This window comes from Pseudomonas solani (assembly GCF_026072635.1).
Classification (GTDB): domain Bacteria; phylum Pseudomonadota; class Gammaproteobacteria; order Pseudomonadales; family Pseudomonadaceae; genus Metapseudomonas; species Metapseudomonas solani.
This window is the reverse complement of sequence record NZ_AP023081.1, coordinates 546,118-560,995: the sequence shown is the minus strand read 5'-3', so window position 1 is coordinate 560,995 and position 14,878 is coordinate 546,118. Positions and strand designations below refer to the sequence as shown.

The 14,878-nt window shown below is 63.9% G+C and carries 16 protein-coding genes; 13 read left to right on the top strand and 3 right to left on the bottom strand.

What is annotated here, in order from left to right:
* The first annotated feature begins 51 nt into the window (after window positions 1–51).
* Both PSm6_RS02560 and PSm6_RS02555 read left to right on the top strand, forming a co-directional pair.
* Window positions 52–306, top strand: coding sequence for an FAD assembly factor SdhE (locus tag PSm6_RS02560; RefSeq protein WP_021221246.1), 255 nt, complete (start codon window positions 52–54; stop codon window positions 304–306).
* Window positions 290–742, top strand: a complete 453-nt coding sequence (locus PSm6_RS02555; protein WP_043245196.1) for a protein YgfX — start codon at window positions 290–292, stop codon at window positions 740–742. The genes PSm6_RS02560 and PSm6_RS02555 overlap by 17 nt, the downstream gene beginning before the upstream one ends.
* Here PSm6_RS02555 and nadB read toward each other — a convergent pair.
* Window positions 711–2,327: an L-aspartate oxidase gene (gene nadB / locus PSm6_RS02550; protein ID WP_043245194.1), complete on the bottom strand. Its 1,617-nt coding sequence runs from the start codon at window positions 2,325–2,327 to the stop codon at window positions 711–713. The two genes, PSm6_RS02555 and nadB, sit on opposite strands and share 32 nt — an antisense overlap.
* 372 nt (window positions 2,328–2,699) lie before the next feature.
* Between nadB and rpoE the strand changes: the two genes are divergently transcribed.
* From rpoE to pdxJ, 11 genes are all read left to right on the top strand, one after another.
* Window positions 2,700–3,281, top strand: coding sequence for an RNA polymerase sigma factor RpoE/AlgU (gene rpoE, locus PSm6_RS02545; protein ID WP_021221243.1), 582 nt, complete (start codon window positions 2,700–2,702; stop codon window positions 3,279–3,281).
* A 31-nt stretch (window positions 3,282–3,312) separates the two neighbouring features.
* A complete protein-coding gene (locus PSm6_RS02540; RefSeq protein WP_021221242.1) occupies window positions 3,313–3,903 on the top strand; it encodes a sigma-E factor negative regulatory protein in 591 nt (196 codons plus the stop codon).
* Between the two features lie 8 nt (window positions 3,904–3,911).
* On the top strand, window positions 3,912–4,874 hold the full coding sequence (locus PSm6_RS02535) for a MucB/RseB C-terminal domain-containing protein (RefSeq protein WP_265169462.1): 963 nt from the start codon (window positions 3,912–3,914) through the stop codon (window positions 4,872–4,874).
* A gap of 213 nt (window positions 4,875–5,087) precedes the next feature.
* Window positions 5,088–6,515, top strand: coding sequence for a DegQ family serine endoprotease (locus tag PSm6_RS02530; protein ID WP_037022080.1), 1,428 nt, complete (start codon window positions 5,088–5,090; stop codon window positions 6,513–6,515).
* Between the two features lie 151 nt (window positions 6,516–6,666).
* A complete protein-coding gene (lepA, locus tag PSm6_RS02525; protein WP_021221239.1) occupies window positions 6,667–8,466 on the top strand; it encodes a translation elongation factor 4 in 1,800 nt (599 codons plus the stop codon).
* A 5-nt stretch (window positions 8,467–8,471) separates the two neighbouring features.
* A complete protein-coding gene (gene lepB, locus PSm6_RS02520) occupies window positions 8,472–9,326 on the top strand; it encodes a signal peptidase I (protein WP_021221238.1) in 855 nt (284 codons plus the stop codon).
* A gap of 110 nt (window positions 9,327–9,436) precedes the next feature.
* Entirely contained in the window at window positions 9,437–9,814 is a 378-nt protein-coding gene (locus tag PSm6_RS02515; RefSeq protein WP_031288392.1) for a DUF4845 domain-containing protein, read from the top strand.
* Entirely contained in the window at window positions 9,811–10,500 is a 690-nt protein-coding gene (rnc, locus tag PSm6_RS02510; protein ID WP_031288390.1) for a ribonuclease III, read from the top strand. Before PSm6_RS02515 ends, rnc begins: the two co-directional genes overlap by 4 nt.
* Window positions 10,493–11,395 (top strand): GTPase Era, encoded by a 903-nt coding sequence (gene era, locus PSm6_RS02505; RefSeq protein ID WP_021221235.1) that lies wholly within the window; start codon window positions 10,493–10,495, stop codon window positions 11,393–11,395. The genes rnc and era overlap by 8 nt, the downstream gene beginning before the upstream one ends.
* 3 nt (window positions 11,396–11,398) lie before the next feature.
* Entirely contained in the window at window positions 11,399–12,097 is a 699-nt protein-coding gene (recO, locus tag PSm6_RS02500) for a DNA repair protein RecO (protein ID WP_021221234.1), read from the top strand.
* Window positions 12,090–12,839 (top strand): pyridoxine 5'-phosphate synthase, encoded by a 750-nt coding sequence (gene pdxJ, locus PSm6_RS02495; protein ID WP_265169461.1) that lies wholly within the window; start codon window positions 12,090–12,092, stop codon window positions 12,837–12,839. The genes recO and pdxJ overlap by 8 nt, the downstream gene beginning before the upstream one ends.
* 320 nt (window positions 12,840–13,159) lie before the next feature.
* Here pdxJ and cmoB read toward each other — a convergent pair whose 3' ends face one another.
* Together cmoB and cmoA are read right to left on the bottom strand one after the other, a co-directional pair.
* Window positions 13,160–14,128: a tRNA 5-methoxyuridine(34)/uridine 5-oxyacetic acid(34) synthase CmoB gene (cmoB, locus tag PSm6_RS02490; RefSeq protein WP_021219590.1), complete on the bottom strand. Its 969-nt coding sequence runs from the start codon at window positions 14,126–14,128 to the stop codon at window positions 13,160–13,162.
* Window positions 14,125–14,868, bottom strand: coding sequence for a carboxy-S-adenosyl-L-methionine synthase CmoA (gene cmoA, locus PSm6_RS02485; RefSeq protein ID WP_265169460.1), 744 nt, complete (start codon window positions 14,866–14,868; stop codon window positions 14,125–14,127). The genes cmoB and cmoA overlap by 4 nt, the downstream gene beginning before the upstream one ends.
* Window positions 14,869–14,878 lie beyond the last annotated feature (10 nt).

Here is a 14,878-nt window from a genome sequence, read left to right as displayed (position 1 = left end):
GCATGCCGCTCGGGCCGTTATACTGCCGCCCTCATTCCTGGAGGCGCTCTGATGGCCGACGCAACTGAACTGAACCGACTCTTCTGGCACAGCCGCCGTGGCATGCTGGAGCTCGATGTGCTGCTGGTACCTTTCGTCCGGGAGGTCTACCCGAGCCTTGGCGAGGAGGATCAGGCGCGCTTCCGCAAGCTGCTCGAATGCGAAGACCAGGACATGTTCGGCTGGTTCATGCAGCGCGGCGAGCCGGAAGACGCCGACCTGCGCTACATCGTGAAAATGATCCTGGACCGTGTCCAGCCGAAGTAGCACCTTCGAATGCCACTGGCGCCCGTCGCGGCGCCTGCTGGTGCTCTACCTGTCCCTGTTTTCCCTGGCCCTGATGGCCGTGGCCTGCGCTGACCTGCCTTTGTGGGCGCGGTTGCTGGGGGTTCTCGCCTGCCTGGCCCATGCCGCCTGGGTGCTGCCGCGCCAGGTGCTGCTGGCCCGTTCCTCTTCCGTGCGTGGCCTGCGCCTGGACGCCGATGGCTTGCGGCTGCGGCGCCACGATGGCGAATGGTTTCCCGTGCACCTGAGCCCCGACAGCCTGGCGCTGCCGATGGCGGTGCTGCTGGTCTATCGCTGCGAAGGGGCGTTGATCGGGCGGGGATTGTGCATCCCCGCCGATTCACTGGATGGCGAGAGCCACAGGCGCTTGCGCATGCACCTGCGTTTCAATCGCCATAGATGGACGGCGCCAGGATAGTGTCGCGGGCCTCGGCCAACTGCTCGGGGTAGTCGAGCGTGTAGTGCAGGCCACGGCTCTCGCGGCGCTGCATGGCCGATTCGATCATCAACTCGGCGACCTGGGCCAGGTTGCGCAGCTCGATCAGGTCGCGGCTGACCTTGTAGTTGCTGTAGAACTCGTCGATCTCGCTGAGCAGCAGGCGCACCCGGTGCTGGGCGCGCTGCAGGCGCTTGTTGGTGCGCACGATGCCGACGTAGTCCCACATGAATCGCCGCAGTTCGTCCCAGTTGTGCGCAATGATCACGTCTTCGTCCGAGTCGGTGACCTGGCTGGCGTCCCAGGCCGGCAGGCTGGCGGGCAGGGGAATGGCGTCGAGCTGGGCGAGCATGTCCTGGGCGGCGGCGCGGGCGTAGACGAAGCATTCCAGCAGCGAGTTGCTGGCCATGCGGTTGGCGCCGTGCAGGCCGGTGAAGCTGGTTTCGCCGATGGCGTAGAGGCCGGGGATGTCGGTGTGGCCGTCCTTGTCCACCACCACGCCACCGCAGGTGTAGTGCGCCGCCGGCACCACCGGGATGGGCTGGCGGGTGATGTCGATGCCGAAGTCCAGGCAGCGCTCATAAACGGTGGGGAAGTGGTTTTTGACGAACTCGGCGGGCTTGTGGCTGATGTCCAGGTAGACGCAGTCGATGCCCAGGCGCTTCATCTCGTGGTCGATGGCGCGGGCGACGATGTCGCGCGGGGCCAGTTCGGCGCGCGGGTCGAAGCGCTGCATGAAACGTTCGCCGTTGGGCAGCTTGAGCAGGCCGCCTTCGCCGCGCACGGCTTCGGTGATGAGGAAGCTCTTGGCCTGTGGGTGGTAGAGGCAGGTGGGGTGGAACTGGTTGAACTCCAGGTTGCCCACCCGGCAGCCGGCGCGCCAGGCCATGGCGATGCCGTCGCCACAGGCGCCGTCGGGGTTGCTGGTATAGAGGTAGACCTTGGCCGCGCCGCCGGAGGCGAGGGCGGTGAAGCGCGCACCGTAGGTGTCGACTTCGCCGCTGGCGCGGTTGAGCACGTAGGCGCCGAGGCAGCGGTGGCCATCCAGGCCGAGCTTGCGCTCGGTGATCAGGTCGACGGCGACGCGCTGTTCCAGCAGCTCGATGTTCGGGCGTTGGCGGGCCTGGGCCAGCAGGGTATTGAAGATGGCGGCGCCGGTGGCGTCGGCGGCATGGATGATGCGCCGGTGGCTGTGGCCGCCTTCGCGGGTGAGGTGGAATTCGAAGCCACCGTCCTCGCGGTCATGTTCGTCATCGCGGGTGAAGGGCACGCCCTGGTCGATCAGCCACTGGATGGCCTGGCGGCTGTTTTCCACGGTGAAGCGCACGGCGTCTTCGCGGCAGAGTCCGGCGCCGGCGACGAGAGTGTCCTCGACATGGGAGTCCACCGTATCGGTGTCATCCAGAACCGCCGCGACACCGCCCTGGGCCCAGTAGGTTGACCCGTTGGAAAGGTCACCTTTACTCAGGACGGCGATGCGCAGGTGCGCGGGTAACGTCAGCGCCAAAGTGAGGCCGGCCGCACCGCTGCCGATCACCAGGACGTCGTGCTGAAAGTGTTGGCTCATGTCGGGTTCCCGCGAAAATGCGGCCACTAGTATATAGAGGGGGTGGGCGGCACAATAGCGGGCTTATGTCCGGTAGAGAATCCTGGGAACTTTCTTAGTCCTCATGGTTTCTTACTTCCGTCGCACATGAGATGACATGCTTGCTGAGTTGTGCCGCGGTGCGCTTCTTGCGCTCCAGGCAGCGGCAAATCAGGCGAAAAATTATCCGCGCAGCAGTGGCCAGTGCCTTGCTGCGCGATTCCGTGCAAGACGGAAACAGTCTTGTAGGAAGCTTGCTTGGAGGGGAGAACTTTTGCGCAACGCCCGAGTCTATTTTGGCAAGCCGATCCACTGGCTGGCGCAACGCCCCTCGAGCTCCAACGAGGAGTGTCCATGCTAACCCAGGAACAGGATCAGCAACTGGTCGAACGGGTGCAGCGAGGCGACAAACGAGCTTTCGATCTTCTGGTGCTGAAGTATCAGCACAAGATACTGGGGCTGATCGTGCGATTCGTCCACGACGCCCAGGAAGCTCAGGATGTTGCTCAGGAGGCCTTCATCAAGGCCTATCGCGCACTTGGTAATTTTCGCGGTGACAGCGCTTTCTATACATGGCTGTACCGCATCGCCATCAACACGGCGAAGAACCATCTGGTGGCGCGCGGTCGGCGCCCACCGGATAGCGATGTAAGTGCCGAGGATGCGGAGTTCTACGACGGCGATCATGCCCTCAAGGACAACGAATCACCGGAACGAGCATTGCTGCGGGATGAGATCGAAGGCACCGTCCATCGGACCATTCAGCAATTGCCGGAAGATTTGCGTACTGCGCTGACTTTACGTGAATTCGATGGTCTGAGTTACGAGGACATCGCCAGCGTCATGCAATGTCCGGTTGGTACGGTTCGCTCGCGTATTTTCAGGGCGCGAGAAGCTATCGATAAAGCCCTGCAACCTTTGTTGCAGGAATCCTGAGACAGCGGCGACAGCTAAGAGAGGAATCGCCATGAGTCGTGAAGCCCTGCAGGAATCGCTGTCCGCGGTGATGGATAACGAAGCGGATGAACTGGAGTTGCGGCGTGTGCTCGCTTCCAGCGGCGATGAGGAGCTGCGTTCCACCTGGTCCCGTTACCAGATCGCCCGTGCCGTGATGCACAAGGAACTGATCGAGCCGCGCCTCGACATCGCCGCCGCGGTTTCCGCCGCGCTGGCCGATGAAGCGTTGCCCGCTCAGCCCGTTCGCGGGCCCTGGCGCAACCTTGGCCGTCTGGCCGTCGCCGCTTCGGTGACCCTGGCCGTGCTGGCAGGTGTGCGCATGTACAACCAGGACGAAGTGGGCACCCAGCAACTGGCTCAGCAAGGCGCATCGCAGCCGGTGATCAGTGCACCGCAGGCGAGCCAGGGCACCGTCCTGGCCGGCTACAGCACCGATTCGCAAGGCGTGCGTCCGCCGCTGTCCGGTGCCGCGCAAGCGACGTCCGGCTGGCATGATCAGCGTCTGCCGGCGTACCTGCGTCAGCATGCGCAGCAGGCTGCCATGAGTGGGACCGACAGTGCGCTGCCGTACGCACGTGCTGCCAGTCTGGAAAGCCGCTAAGGAGAAACATGCGCGCATTTCCAATCTTCGTACTGCTCGGTGGCGGATGGCTGGCTCAGGCCGCCCACGCCGCCGATGCGCAGGATTGGCTGAAGCGACTCGCTGATGCCGAACAGCGGCAGAATTTCCAGGGCACTTTCGTCTACGAGCGAAGTGGCAGCTTTTCCACCCATCAGGTCTGGCATCGCGTCGATGCCGCCGGCAAGGTGCGTGAACGGCTGCAGCAGCTCGATGGCCCCGCCCAGGAAATCCTCCGCGTGGATGGACGCACAGAATGCGTGAGTGGCGCGCTTTCCGACCAGATGGGCGATGGCCAGGTCTGGCCGGCCCGCGACCTCGATGCCGCCCAGATCGCCAAGTCCTATGACATGAGCGTGGTGGGCGAATCGCGGGTTGCGGGGCGACAGGCGATCGTCCTGTCGCTCAATCCTCGTGATCAGCACCGTTACGGCTTCGAGTTGCATCTGGACCGGGAAACCGGCCTGCCGCTCAAGTCGCTGCTGCTCAATGAGAAGGGCATGTTGCTGGAACGCTTCCAGTTCACCCAGATCGATACATCCCAGGTTCCGGGTGATGCCATGCTTCAGGCTGGGCAGGATTGCAAGCCTGTGCGCTTCGCCGAGGCGCCGAAGACCCTGGCCAACAACTGGCGTTCCGACTGGCTGCCCGAGGGCTTCACCCTCACCAGTGCCATCCAACGGCAGAGTCCCGTATCGTCCGATCCGGTGGCCTGTCTGCTCTATGGAGACGGCCTGGCGCGCTTCTCGGTCTTCCTCGAGCCCCTGCACGGTGCGCCGGTGGAGGACGTTCGCGTCGAGCTCGGTCCGACAGTGGCTGTGTCCCGTAGGCTCGGCACCAGCGACGGTGACGTAATGGTCACGGTAGTCGGTGAGATCCCCGTGGGAACTGCCGAGCGTATCGCGTTGTCTATGCGTACGGCTGGAACCGCAGCCCCCCAGGCAGCTCAGTGAGTTGAGCGACGCCGTGGGCGGAGCGGCCACGACCACGGCGACCCGCTGGGCGTCGTGGACTGATCGTTCCTCGGCGACGGTTCCTGCAAAAGAATTCCCAATTGTGTTATCTCGGGCTGGGGGCGACCCCCGGCCCGAATTGCGTTTGCCCGCCAGGCCGGTCGGCCCGCGCCGGGTTCACATTCCTCGTTTCATGACGGGAGCTGTATGTCGATGCTAAGCATGAAATCCTGCCTGTCCGCGTTCGCGGCGGTGCTGCTGCTCGGTCAAACCTTTGTCGCGCATGCCGAATTGCCCGACTTCACGCCGCTGGTGGAGGAGGCCTCCCCGGCGGTCGTCAACATCAGTACCCGGCAGAAGCTGCCCTCGCGTGCGGTCGCTGGTAACCAGGCGATGCCCGATCTGGAAGGCCTGCCGCCCATGCTCCGCGAGTTCTTCGAGCGCAGCATGCCTCAGGTTCCGCGCAGTCCGGGGGGCGGTCGCCAGCGCGAGGCGCAGTCCCTGGGTTCGGGCTTCATCATCTCCAAGGATGGCTACGTCCTGACCAACAACCATGTGGTAGCGGATGCCGATGAAATCATCGTGCGCCTGTCCGACCGCAGCGAGCTGGAAGCCAAGCTGATCGGTGCCGATGCGCGCACCGACGTGGCTCTGCTCAAGGTCGAAGGCAAGGACCTGCCCATCGTCAAGCTCGGCAAGTCCGATGCGCTGAAAGTCGGCAGTTGGGTGTTGGCCATCGGCTCGCCCTTCGGCTTCGACCATTCGGTGACCGCCGGCATCGTCAGCGCCAAGGGGCGCAGCCTGCCGAACGAGAACTATGTGCCCTTCATCCAGACCGACGTGGCCATCAACCCGGGTAACTCCGGCGGCCCGCTGTTCAACCTGGATGGCGAGGTAGTGGGCATCAACTCGCAGATCTTCACCCGTTCCGGCGGCTTCATGGGCCTGTCCTTCGCCATCCCGATCGACGTCGCCATGAGTGTGGCCGACCAGCTCAAGGCCGAAGGCAAGGTCAGCCGCGGCTGGCTCGGCGTGGTAATCCAGGAAGTGAACAAGGATCTGGCCGAATCCTTCGGTCTCGACAAGCCGGCCGGTGCCCTCGTGGCCCAGGTGCTGGACGATGGCCCCGCCGCCAAGGGTGGCCTGCAGGTCGGTGACGTGATCCTCAGCATGAACGGCCAGCCGATCGTCATGTCCGCTGACCTGCCGCATCTGGTCGGGGCCCTCAAGCCTGGCAGCAAGATCGACCTTGATGTCGTTCGCGAAGGCTCGCGCAAGAACCTGTCGCTGACCATCGGCTCGCTGCCGGAAGACGGTGAGGAAGTCACCTCCACCGGTGCTCCGCAGGGTGCCGAGCGCAGCAGCAATCGTCTGGGCGTGCTGGTCGCCGAGCTGTCCAACGAGCAGAAGAAGAGCCTCGACATCAAGGGCGGTGTGGTGATCAAGGAAGTTCAGGATGGCCCGGCAGCCCTCATGGGCCTGCGCCCGGGTGATGTGATCAGCCACCTGAACAACCAGTCCATCGATTCGGTGCAGACCTTCGCCAAGGTGGCCAAGGAACTGCCGAAGAATCGTTCCGTGTCCATGCGCGTGCTGCGCCAGGGACGCGCCAGCTTCATCACCTTCAAGCTTTCGGAATAATCCGATGCACTGAAAAAGGGCGACCAGGGTCGCCCTTTTTCATGTCTGCGCTCCGCCATGCGGGCGTGACGCCTGAGTTGCCTATCAGGTAAACTCCCCGGCTATTTTTCGGCAAGCAACCGGCTTGCGGCTTTTTTCGAGTGTCGACCCTGTGAGTGACCTGAGTCATATCCGCAATTTTTCGATCATCGCCCACATCGACCATGGCAAGTCGACCCTGGCCGACCGCTTCATCCAGATGTGTGGCGGCCTGTCCGACCGCGAGATGGAGGCCCAGGTCCTGGACTCCATGGACCTGGAGCGTGAACGCGGCATCACCATCAAGGCCCATAGCGTCACCCTGCACTACAAGTCGCAGGACGGTAAGACCTACCAGTTGAACTTCATCGATACCCCCGGCCACGTCGACTTCACCTATGAAGTCAGCCGCTCGCTGGCCGCCTGCGAAGGTGCGCTGCTGGTGGTGGATGCCGGCCAGGGCGTCGAGGCGCAGTCGGTCGCCAACTGTTACACCGCCATCGAGCAGGGGCTTGAAGTCATGCCCGTGCTGAACAAGATGGACCTGCCCCAGGCCGAGCCGGAGCGGGTCAAGGAAGAGATCGAGCACATCATCGGCATCGACGCCACCGACGCCGTGCCCTGCAGCGCCAAGAGCGGCATGGGCGTGATCGACGTGCTCGAGCAGCTGGTCAAGGTCATCCCTGCGCCCGAAGGCGAGATCGAGGCGCCGCTGCAGGCCCTGATCATCGACTCCTGGTTCGACAACTACCTGGGTGTGGTCTCCCTGGTACGGGTCAAGCACGGCCGGGTGAAGAAGGGCGACAAGATCCTGGTCAAGTCCACCGGCAAGCTCCACCAGGTGGACAGCGTCGGTGTATTCACCCCCAAGCACACCGAAATGGCCGACCTCAAGGCCGGTGAAGTGGGCTTCATCATCGCCGGTATCAAGGACATCCTCGGTGCCCCGGTGGGTGACACCCTGACCCTCTCCAATACTCCTGACGTCGACGTGCTGCCGGGCTTCCAGCGCATCAAGCCGCAGGTCTACGCCGGCCTGTTCCCGGTCAGTTCCGACGACTTCGAGGACTTCCGCGAAGCGCTGCAGAAACTGACCCTGAACGATGCCGCGCTGCAATACGAGCCGGAAAGCTCCGAAGCCCTGGGCTTCGGCTTCCGCATCGGCTTCCTCGGCATGCTGCACATGGAGATCATCCAGGAGCGCCTGGAGCGCGAATACGACCTGGACCTGATCACCACCGCGCCGACGGTAATCTTCGAGGTGGTGCTGAAGACCGGCGAGACGATCTACGTCGACAACCCGTCCAAGCTGCCCGACCTCTCGCTCGTCGAGGAAATGCGCGAACCCATCGTGCGCGCCAATATCCTCGTGCCCCAGGAGCACCTGGGCAACGTCATCACCCTGTGCATCGAGAAACGTGGCGTACAGCGCGACATGCAATTCCTCAGCAGCCAGGTTCAGGTTTGCTACGACCTGCCGATGAACGAAGTGGTGCTCGACTTCTTCGACCGCTTGAAGTCGGTGAGCCGCGGCTACGCGTCGCTGGACTACAGCTTCGACCGCTTCCAGTCGGCCAACCTGGTCAAGCTGGACGTGTTGATCAACGGTGAGAAGGTCGACGCGCTGGCGCTGATCGTTCACCGTGACCAGGCCCACTACAAAGGCCGCGCGCTGACCGAGAAAATGAAAGAACTGATCCCACGGCAGATGTTCGACGTGGCGATCCAGGCGGCGATCGGTGGTCAGATCGTTGCACGTACTACCGTAAAGGCGCTCAGGAAGAACGTTCTGGCCAAATGCTACGGCGGTGACGTCAGCCGTAAGAAGAAACTGCTGGAGAAGCAGAAGGCCGGTAAGAAAAGGATGAAGCAGGTCGGCAGTGTGGAAATTCCACAGGAAGCCTTCCTCGCAGTGCTCAAAGTGGATAGCTAGGGTCTATGTCGATCAATTTCCCGCTCTTGTTGGTTATCGCCGTGGCTGTCTGCGGCGTACTCGCGCTCATCGATCTGGTTCTGCTGGCTCCGCGCCGGCGCTCTGCGATTGCCGCCTACGAGGGGCAAGTCGGCGAGCCCGACCCCGAGGTGGTGGAAAAGCTCGACAAGGAACCCTTGCTGGTGGAATACGGCAAGTCCTTCTTCCCGGTGCTGGCCATCGTGCTGGTGCTGCGGTCGTTCCTGGTCGAGCCCTTCCAGATTCCCTCCGGCTCGATGAAACCGACCCTGGAAGTGGGCGATTTCATCCTGGTCAACAAGTTCGCCTATGGCATTCGCCTGCCGGTGGTGGACAGCAAGGTGATCGAGGTCGGTGACCCGCAGCGCGGTGATGTCATGGTGTTCCGCTACCCCAGCGACCCGAACATCAACTACATCAAGCGCGTGATCGGCCTGCCGGGTGATCGTATCGCCTACAGCAGCGACAAGCGCCTCACCGTCAACGGCGAGCAGGTAGCGGAGAAGCTGATCGGCGACGAGCCGGGCACCCTGGGCAGCTCCCGCCTGTACGAGGAGAAGCTGGGCGCCGCCGAGCACCTCATCCGCAAGGAGATGAAGCGCTACCGCATGGAACCGGGCAAGGAGTGGGTGGTGCCGCAAGGGCATTACTTCATGATGGGCGACAACCGCGACAACTCGAATGACAGTCGCTACTGGAACGACCCGAACATTCCCAAGGACCTGCTCGGCATGGTTCCGGATCGCAACATCGTCGGCAAGGCGTTCGCCGTATGGATGAGCTGGCCGGACCCGAAGATGAACAACCTGCCGAATTTCTCCCGCGTGGGCCTCATTCACTGACGGCCCCCGACTTTCGCTTTTGCGGCGCTGTTCAATGCAGCGCCGCCCGCTATATATAGTCTTGCAGGGGGCCATCCGGCTCACACAACACCACTGACATTGAGGTCATCATGACGTTTGCGCACTCGCAGAGGGGCTTGTCGATACTGGGCTGGCTGGTTGTCCTGGCCGTCGTCGCCTTCCTCGCCAGCACGGCCTTCAAGATCGTTCCGCACTACATGGATTACTACGCGATCGAGAAAATGATCAAGGCGGTCGAGAACGAGAAGGGCCAGAACATCTCCACTCCACGAGATTTCCAGGATTACGTGCGTAAAGGCATGATGGTCAACGGTATCCGTGATATCGACCTGGAGAAGGCCCTGCAGGTGAAGGTCGAGAACAACGACTTCTATGCCACGCTGAAATACGAAAAACGCGAGCCGCTGATCGAGAACCTCGATCTGGTGGTGCACTTCGACAAAGAATTCCGTGTGCGGGTCCCGTGAGCGTATCCCTTAGCCGTCTCGAGCGTCAGCTCGGCCACACCTTCCAGGACCAGGGTCTGATGACCCTGGCCCTGACCCACCGCAGTTTCGCCGGGCGCAACAACGAACGCCTGGAGTTCCTCGGTGATGCCATTCTCAACTTCGTTGCCGGCGAGGCGCTCTACGAGCGTTTTCCCCAGGCCCGCGAAGGTCAGCTGTCACGCCTGCGTGCTCGCCTGGTCAAGGGTGAGACCCTGGCCCTGCTGGCCCGTGGTTTCGAGCTGGGCGAGTACCTGCGCCTGGGCTCCGGTGAGCTGAAAAGCGGCGGTTTCCGCCGCGAGTCGATCCTGGCCGATGCGCTGGAAGCGCTGATCGGTGCCATCTATCTCGATGCCGGCATGGAGCGCGCCCGTGAACGCGTCCTCGCCTGGCTGCACAACGAGCTGGAAGGCCTGACCCTGGTCGATACCAACAAGGACCCGAAAACCCGCCTGCAGGAATTCCTCCAGTCGCGGGCCTGCGAACTGCCCCGCTATGAAGTGGTGGATATCCAGGGCGAACCCCATTGCCGCACCTTCTTCGTCGAGTGCGAGATCGCCCTGCTGAATGACAAGACCCGTGGCCAGGGTGCCAGCCGACGCATTGCCGAACAGGTAGCGGCGGCAGCAGCACTGGTGGCCTTGGGCGTGGAGAACGGCCATGACTGATACCAATACCCAGCGCTGTGGCTATGTCGCCATCGTCGGTCGCCCCAACGTGGGCAAGTCGACGCTGCTCAACCACATCCTCGGGCAGAAGCTGGCGATCACCTCGCGCAAGCCGCAGACCACCCGCCACAACATGCTCGGCATCAAGACCGAGGGTGATGTCCAGGCCGTCTATGTCGATACCCCCGGCCTGCACAAGAACAACGAGAAAGCGCTCAACCGCTACATGAACAAGACCGCCTCGGCCGCCCTCAAGGATGTCGACGTGGTGATCTTCGTGGTCGACCGCAACCGCTGGACCGACGAGGACCAACTGGTGCTCGAGCGCGTCCAGTACGTCCAGGGCCCGGTGATCCTGGCCATCAACAAGACCGACCGCCTGGACGACAAGGCCGACCTGATGCCGCACCTGGCCTGGCTCCAGGAGCAGCTGCCCAAGGCCGAAGTGGTGCCGATCTCCGCCCAGCAGGGGCACAACCTCGACACCCTGGAGCGCCTGGTCGCCGAACGCCTGCCCGAGGGCGAGCACTTCTTCCCGGAAGACCAGATCACCGACCGCAGCAGCCGTTTCCTCGCTGCCGAGCTGGTGCGCGAGAAGATCATGCGCCAGCTCGGTGCCGAACTGCCCTACCAGATCACCGTCGAGATCGAGGAGTTCAAGCAGGAAGGCCGCATCCTCCATATCCATGCGCTGATCCTGGTGGAGCGCGACGGGCAGAAGAAAATCATCATTGGCGACGGTGGCGAGCGCATCAAGCGCATCGGCCAGGAAGCCCGCAAGGACATGGAGGTGCTGTTCGACTCCAAGGTCATGCTCAACCTCTGGGTCAAGGTGAAGGGTGGCTGGTCCGACGACGAGCGCGCCCTGCGCTCCCTGGGCTACAACGACCAGTAACCGATGCAGACCAGTGCGCAACCGGCCTTCGTACTGCACAGCAGGGCCTACCGCGAAAGCAGCGCGCTGGTGGATTTCCTCACCCCGGAAGGGCGGCTTCGCGCCGTCATGCGGGGTGCGCGGGGCAAGGCCGGTACTTTGGTCCGGCCCTTCGTGCCGCTGGAGGCCGAATTCCGCGGCCGTGGTGAGCTGAAGAACGTGGGGCGCCTGGAAAGCGCCGGCATCCCCCACTTCCTCACCGGTGAGGCGCTGTTCAGCGGCCTCTACCTCAATGAACTGACCATCCGCCTGCTGCCGGCCGAAGCGCCGCACCCCGCGCTGTTCGAGCATTACGCCGCCACCCTCCAGGCCCTGGCCGGCGGCCGTCCGCTGGAGCCGCTGCTACGCGCTTTCGAATGGCGCCTGCTGGACGAGCTGGGCTATGGTTTTGCCCTGGACATCGACCTCCACGGCACGCCCATCGCCGCCAGCGGCATCTACCGCCTGTTGCCCGATGCCGGCCTCGAGCCCGTTGGCCAACTGCAGCCGGGCCTGTTCCAGGGCGCCGAACTGCTGGCCCTGGCCGATGCCGACTGGAGCGCGCCCGGTGCCCTTGCTGCGGCCAAGCGCCTGATGCGCCAGGCCCTGGCGCCCCATCTCGGCGGCAGGCCCCTGGCCAGCCGCGAACTCTTCATGACACTCAAGGAACCCTCCCGTGACTGAAGCCAACCGTGTTCTGCTCGGCGTCAACATCGACCACGTCGCCACCCTGCGCCAGGCCCGTGGCACCCGCTACCCGGACCCGGTCAAGGCCGCGCTGGACGCCGAGGAAGCCGGCGCCGACGGCATCACCGTGCACCTGCGCGAGGACCGCCGGCACATCCAGGAGCGTGACGTGCGCGTGCTCAAGGAGGTCATGCAGACGCGCATGAACTTCGAGATGGGTGTCACCGAGGAGATGCTCGCCTTCGCCGAGGAGATCCGCCCCGAGCATGTCTGCCTGGTACCGGAAACCCGCCAGGAACTGACCACCGAAGGCGGCCTCGACGTCGCCGGCCAGGAAGCCCGCATCAAAGCTGCGGTCGAGCGCCTGGCGCGTCTGGGCAGTGAAGTCTCCCTGTTCATCGATGCCGACCCGGCGCAGATCGAAGCCTCCCACCGCGTCGGCGCCCCCGCCATCGAACTGCACACCGGCCGCTACGCCGACGCCCACACCCCGGAAGAAGCCGCCCACGAGCTGCAGCGCATCCGCGAAGGCGTCGCCCTGGGCTTGAAGCTCGGCCTGGTGGTCAACGCCGGCCACGGCCTGCACTACCACAACGTCGAACCGGTAGCCGCCATCCCCGGCATCAATGAGCTGAATATCGGTCACGCCCTGGTGGCCCATGCGCTGTTTGTTGGTTTCAAGCAGGCGGTGATCGAGATGAAACAGCTGATCCAGGGGGCGCAAGCGTCACGAGCTTGAAGCTTGAAGTGTCGTGTGTGGGGGCACGGGGCCGGGGTTCGACATGACTCCGAATGGTGGACCGGTGAAGCGTGGTCCACCATTCGCTCGAGCCGGTGCCGGGCTTTCCCGGTCTGAAGCCCGGGCTACGTTCGGAGTGCGAAAAAATAAGCCCGGGGGTTGACAGCTTCCGCCGATCCCCCAGGCTCTTCCAGCTTCCAGCTTCCAGCTTCCAGCTTCCAGCTTCCAGCTTCCAGCTTCCAGCTTCCAGCTTCCAGCTTCCAGCTTCCAGCTTCCAGCTTCCAGCTTCCAGCTTCCAGCTTCCAGCTTCCAGCTTCCAGCTACGGCTTGCGCGCCACCATCACCGCTCGAGCCGGGGCGGGGAGGCCTTCGATGGTGCGGCTGTGGTCGGCCGGGTCGAGGAATTCGGGCAGGGACTGGTAGCGCATCCACTCGGTACTGCGCTGCTCCTCGATGCTGGTGACGCTGACGTCCACACAGCGCACGTCGACGAAACCGGCGCGGCGCAGCCACAACTCCAGCGCCGGAACCGACGGCAGGAACCACACGTTGCGCATCTGCGCGTAGCGGTCTTCGGGCACCAGCACCTGCTGGGCGTCGCCTTCCACTACCAGGGTTTCCAGCACCAGCTCACCGCCGCGCAGCAGGCAGTCCTTGAGGTCGAACAGGTGGTCGATGGGCGAGCGGCGGTGGTAGAGCACGCCCATGGAAAACACCGTGTCGAAGCCTTCCAGCTTCGCCGGCAGCTCTTCCAGGGCCAGGGGCAGGTGCCAGGCGGGGAGCTCTGGCAGGTAGCGCTTCATGGCCAGGAATTGGCAGAAGAACAGCCAGTTCGGGTCGATGCCCACCACGCTGCCGGCACCGGCGCCGAGCATGCGCCACTGGTAGTAGCCGTTGCCGCAGCCGACATCCAGCACGCGCTTGCCGCGCAGGTCGAGGTGCGGCGAGACCCGGGACCATTTCCAATCGGAGCGCCACTCGGTGTCGACATGCACGCCGAACAGCTCGAAGGGCCCCTTGCGCCAGGGGATCAGCCCCATCAGCGCATCCTTGAGCAGGGCGCGGGTGGCTTCGTCGCAATCGCCGTCGAGGGCGAAGCGTTGTGCCAGTTCCACGCGGGTTGGCGTGATCGGCGGCAGGGCGTCCACCGACGCGCCCCAGCGCTGAAGGTCGCCGTGACCGATGGCCAGCTTGGCGTCGAGTTGGCCGGGCAGGTCGGCGGCCCAATCCTGCAGCGGGGTGCCCATGAGCGTTTGCTGCAGGGCGTCGAGATCGAGGGTACGGATCATGGCAGGGCGATCAGCGAGGCGAAGTTGAGGCACTGGAACCAGGGCACCACGCGGGAGAAGCCGGCCGCCAGCAGGCGCTCGCGGTGTTCCTCCAGGCTGTCGGGGCGCATCACGTTTTCCAGGGCGCTGCGTTTCTGGGCAATCTCCAGTTCGCTGTAGCCGTTGGCGCGCTTGAAGTCGATGTGCAGGTCGGTGAGCAGCTCATGCTCCGCGGCATCGGTGAAGCGCAGCTTCTCCGAAAGAATCAATGCACCACCCGGCAGCAACGCCTGATGGATGCGCGCCAGCAGGGGCTGGCGTTCCTCGCGGGCGACGAACTGCAGGGTGAAGTTCATCGCCACCAGCGAGGTCGGCTGGAATTCCAGGGCGAGGATATCCGCCTCCAGCACCTCCACCGGCAGCAGTTCCTGGTACATGGAATCCTGGGCGTGCAGGTACTCGCGGCAGCGTTCTACCATCGCGGCGGAGTTATCCACAGCCAGCACCCGGCAGCCATCGGTGCGCACATGGCGGCGCAGGGCCTGGGTCACCGCGCCGAGGGAGGCACCCAGGTCATACAGGCGGGTATTGGGCTGGGCGAAGCGGGCGGCCAGTACGCCGATGTTCTCGACGATGGTCGGGTAGCCCGGCACCGAGCGCTTGATCATGTCCGGGAACACCTTGACCACGTCCTCGTTGAACGCGAAGTCGGAGACTTGAGCCTGGGGCGTGGCATAGATGCGGTCGGGGTTGTGCTTCACGGGCCGGTAC

Bases quoted from the DNA above. Each gene is read 5' to 3' on its own strand.
- PSm6_RS02560 (WP_021221246.1), top strand. From the start codon at position 52: ATGGCCGACGCAACTGAACTGAACCGACTCTTCTGGCACAGCCGCCGT.
- nadB (WP_043245194.1), bottom strand. From the start codon at position 2,327: ATGAGCCAACACTTTCAGCACGACGTCCTGGTGATCGGCAGCGGTGCG.
- rpoE (WP_021221243.1), top strand. From the start codon at position 2,700: ATGCTAACCCAGGAACAGGATCAGCAACTGGTCGAACGGGTGCAGCGA.
- PSm6_RS02540 (WP_021221242.1), top strand. From the start codon at position 3,313: ATGAGTCGTGAAGCCCTGCAGGAATCGCTGTCCGCGGTGATGGATAAC.
- PSm6_RS02535 (WP_265169462.1), top strand. From the start codon at position 3,912: ATGCGCGCATTTCCAATCTTCGTACTGCTCGGTGGCGGATGGCTGGCT.
- PSm6_RS02530 (WP_037022080.1), top strand. From the start codon at position 5,088: ATGCTAAGCATGAAATCCTGCCTGTCCGCGTTCGCGGCGGTGCTGCTG.
- lepB (WP_021221238.1), top strand. From the start codon at position 8,472: ATGTCGATCAATTTCCCGCTCTTGTTGGTTATCGCCGTGGCTGTCTGC.
- PSm6_RS02515 (WP_031288392.1), top strand. From the start codon at position 9,437: ATGACGTTTGCGCACTCGCAGAGGGGCTTGTCGATACTGGGCTGGCTG.
- era (WP_021221235.1), top strand. From the start codon at position 10,493: ATGACTGATACCAATACCCAGCGCTGTGGCTATGTCGCCATCGTCGGT.
- recO (WP_021221234.1), top strand. From the start codon at position 11,399: ATGCAGACCAGTGCGCAACCGGCCTTCGTACTGCACAGCAGGGCCTAC.
- cmoB (WP_021219590.1), bottom strand. From the start codon at position 14,128: ATGATCCGTACCCTCGATCTCGACGCCCTGCAGCAAACGCTCATGGGC.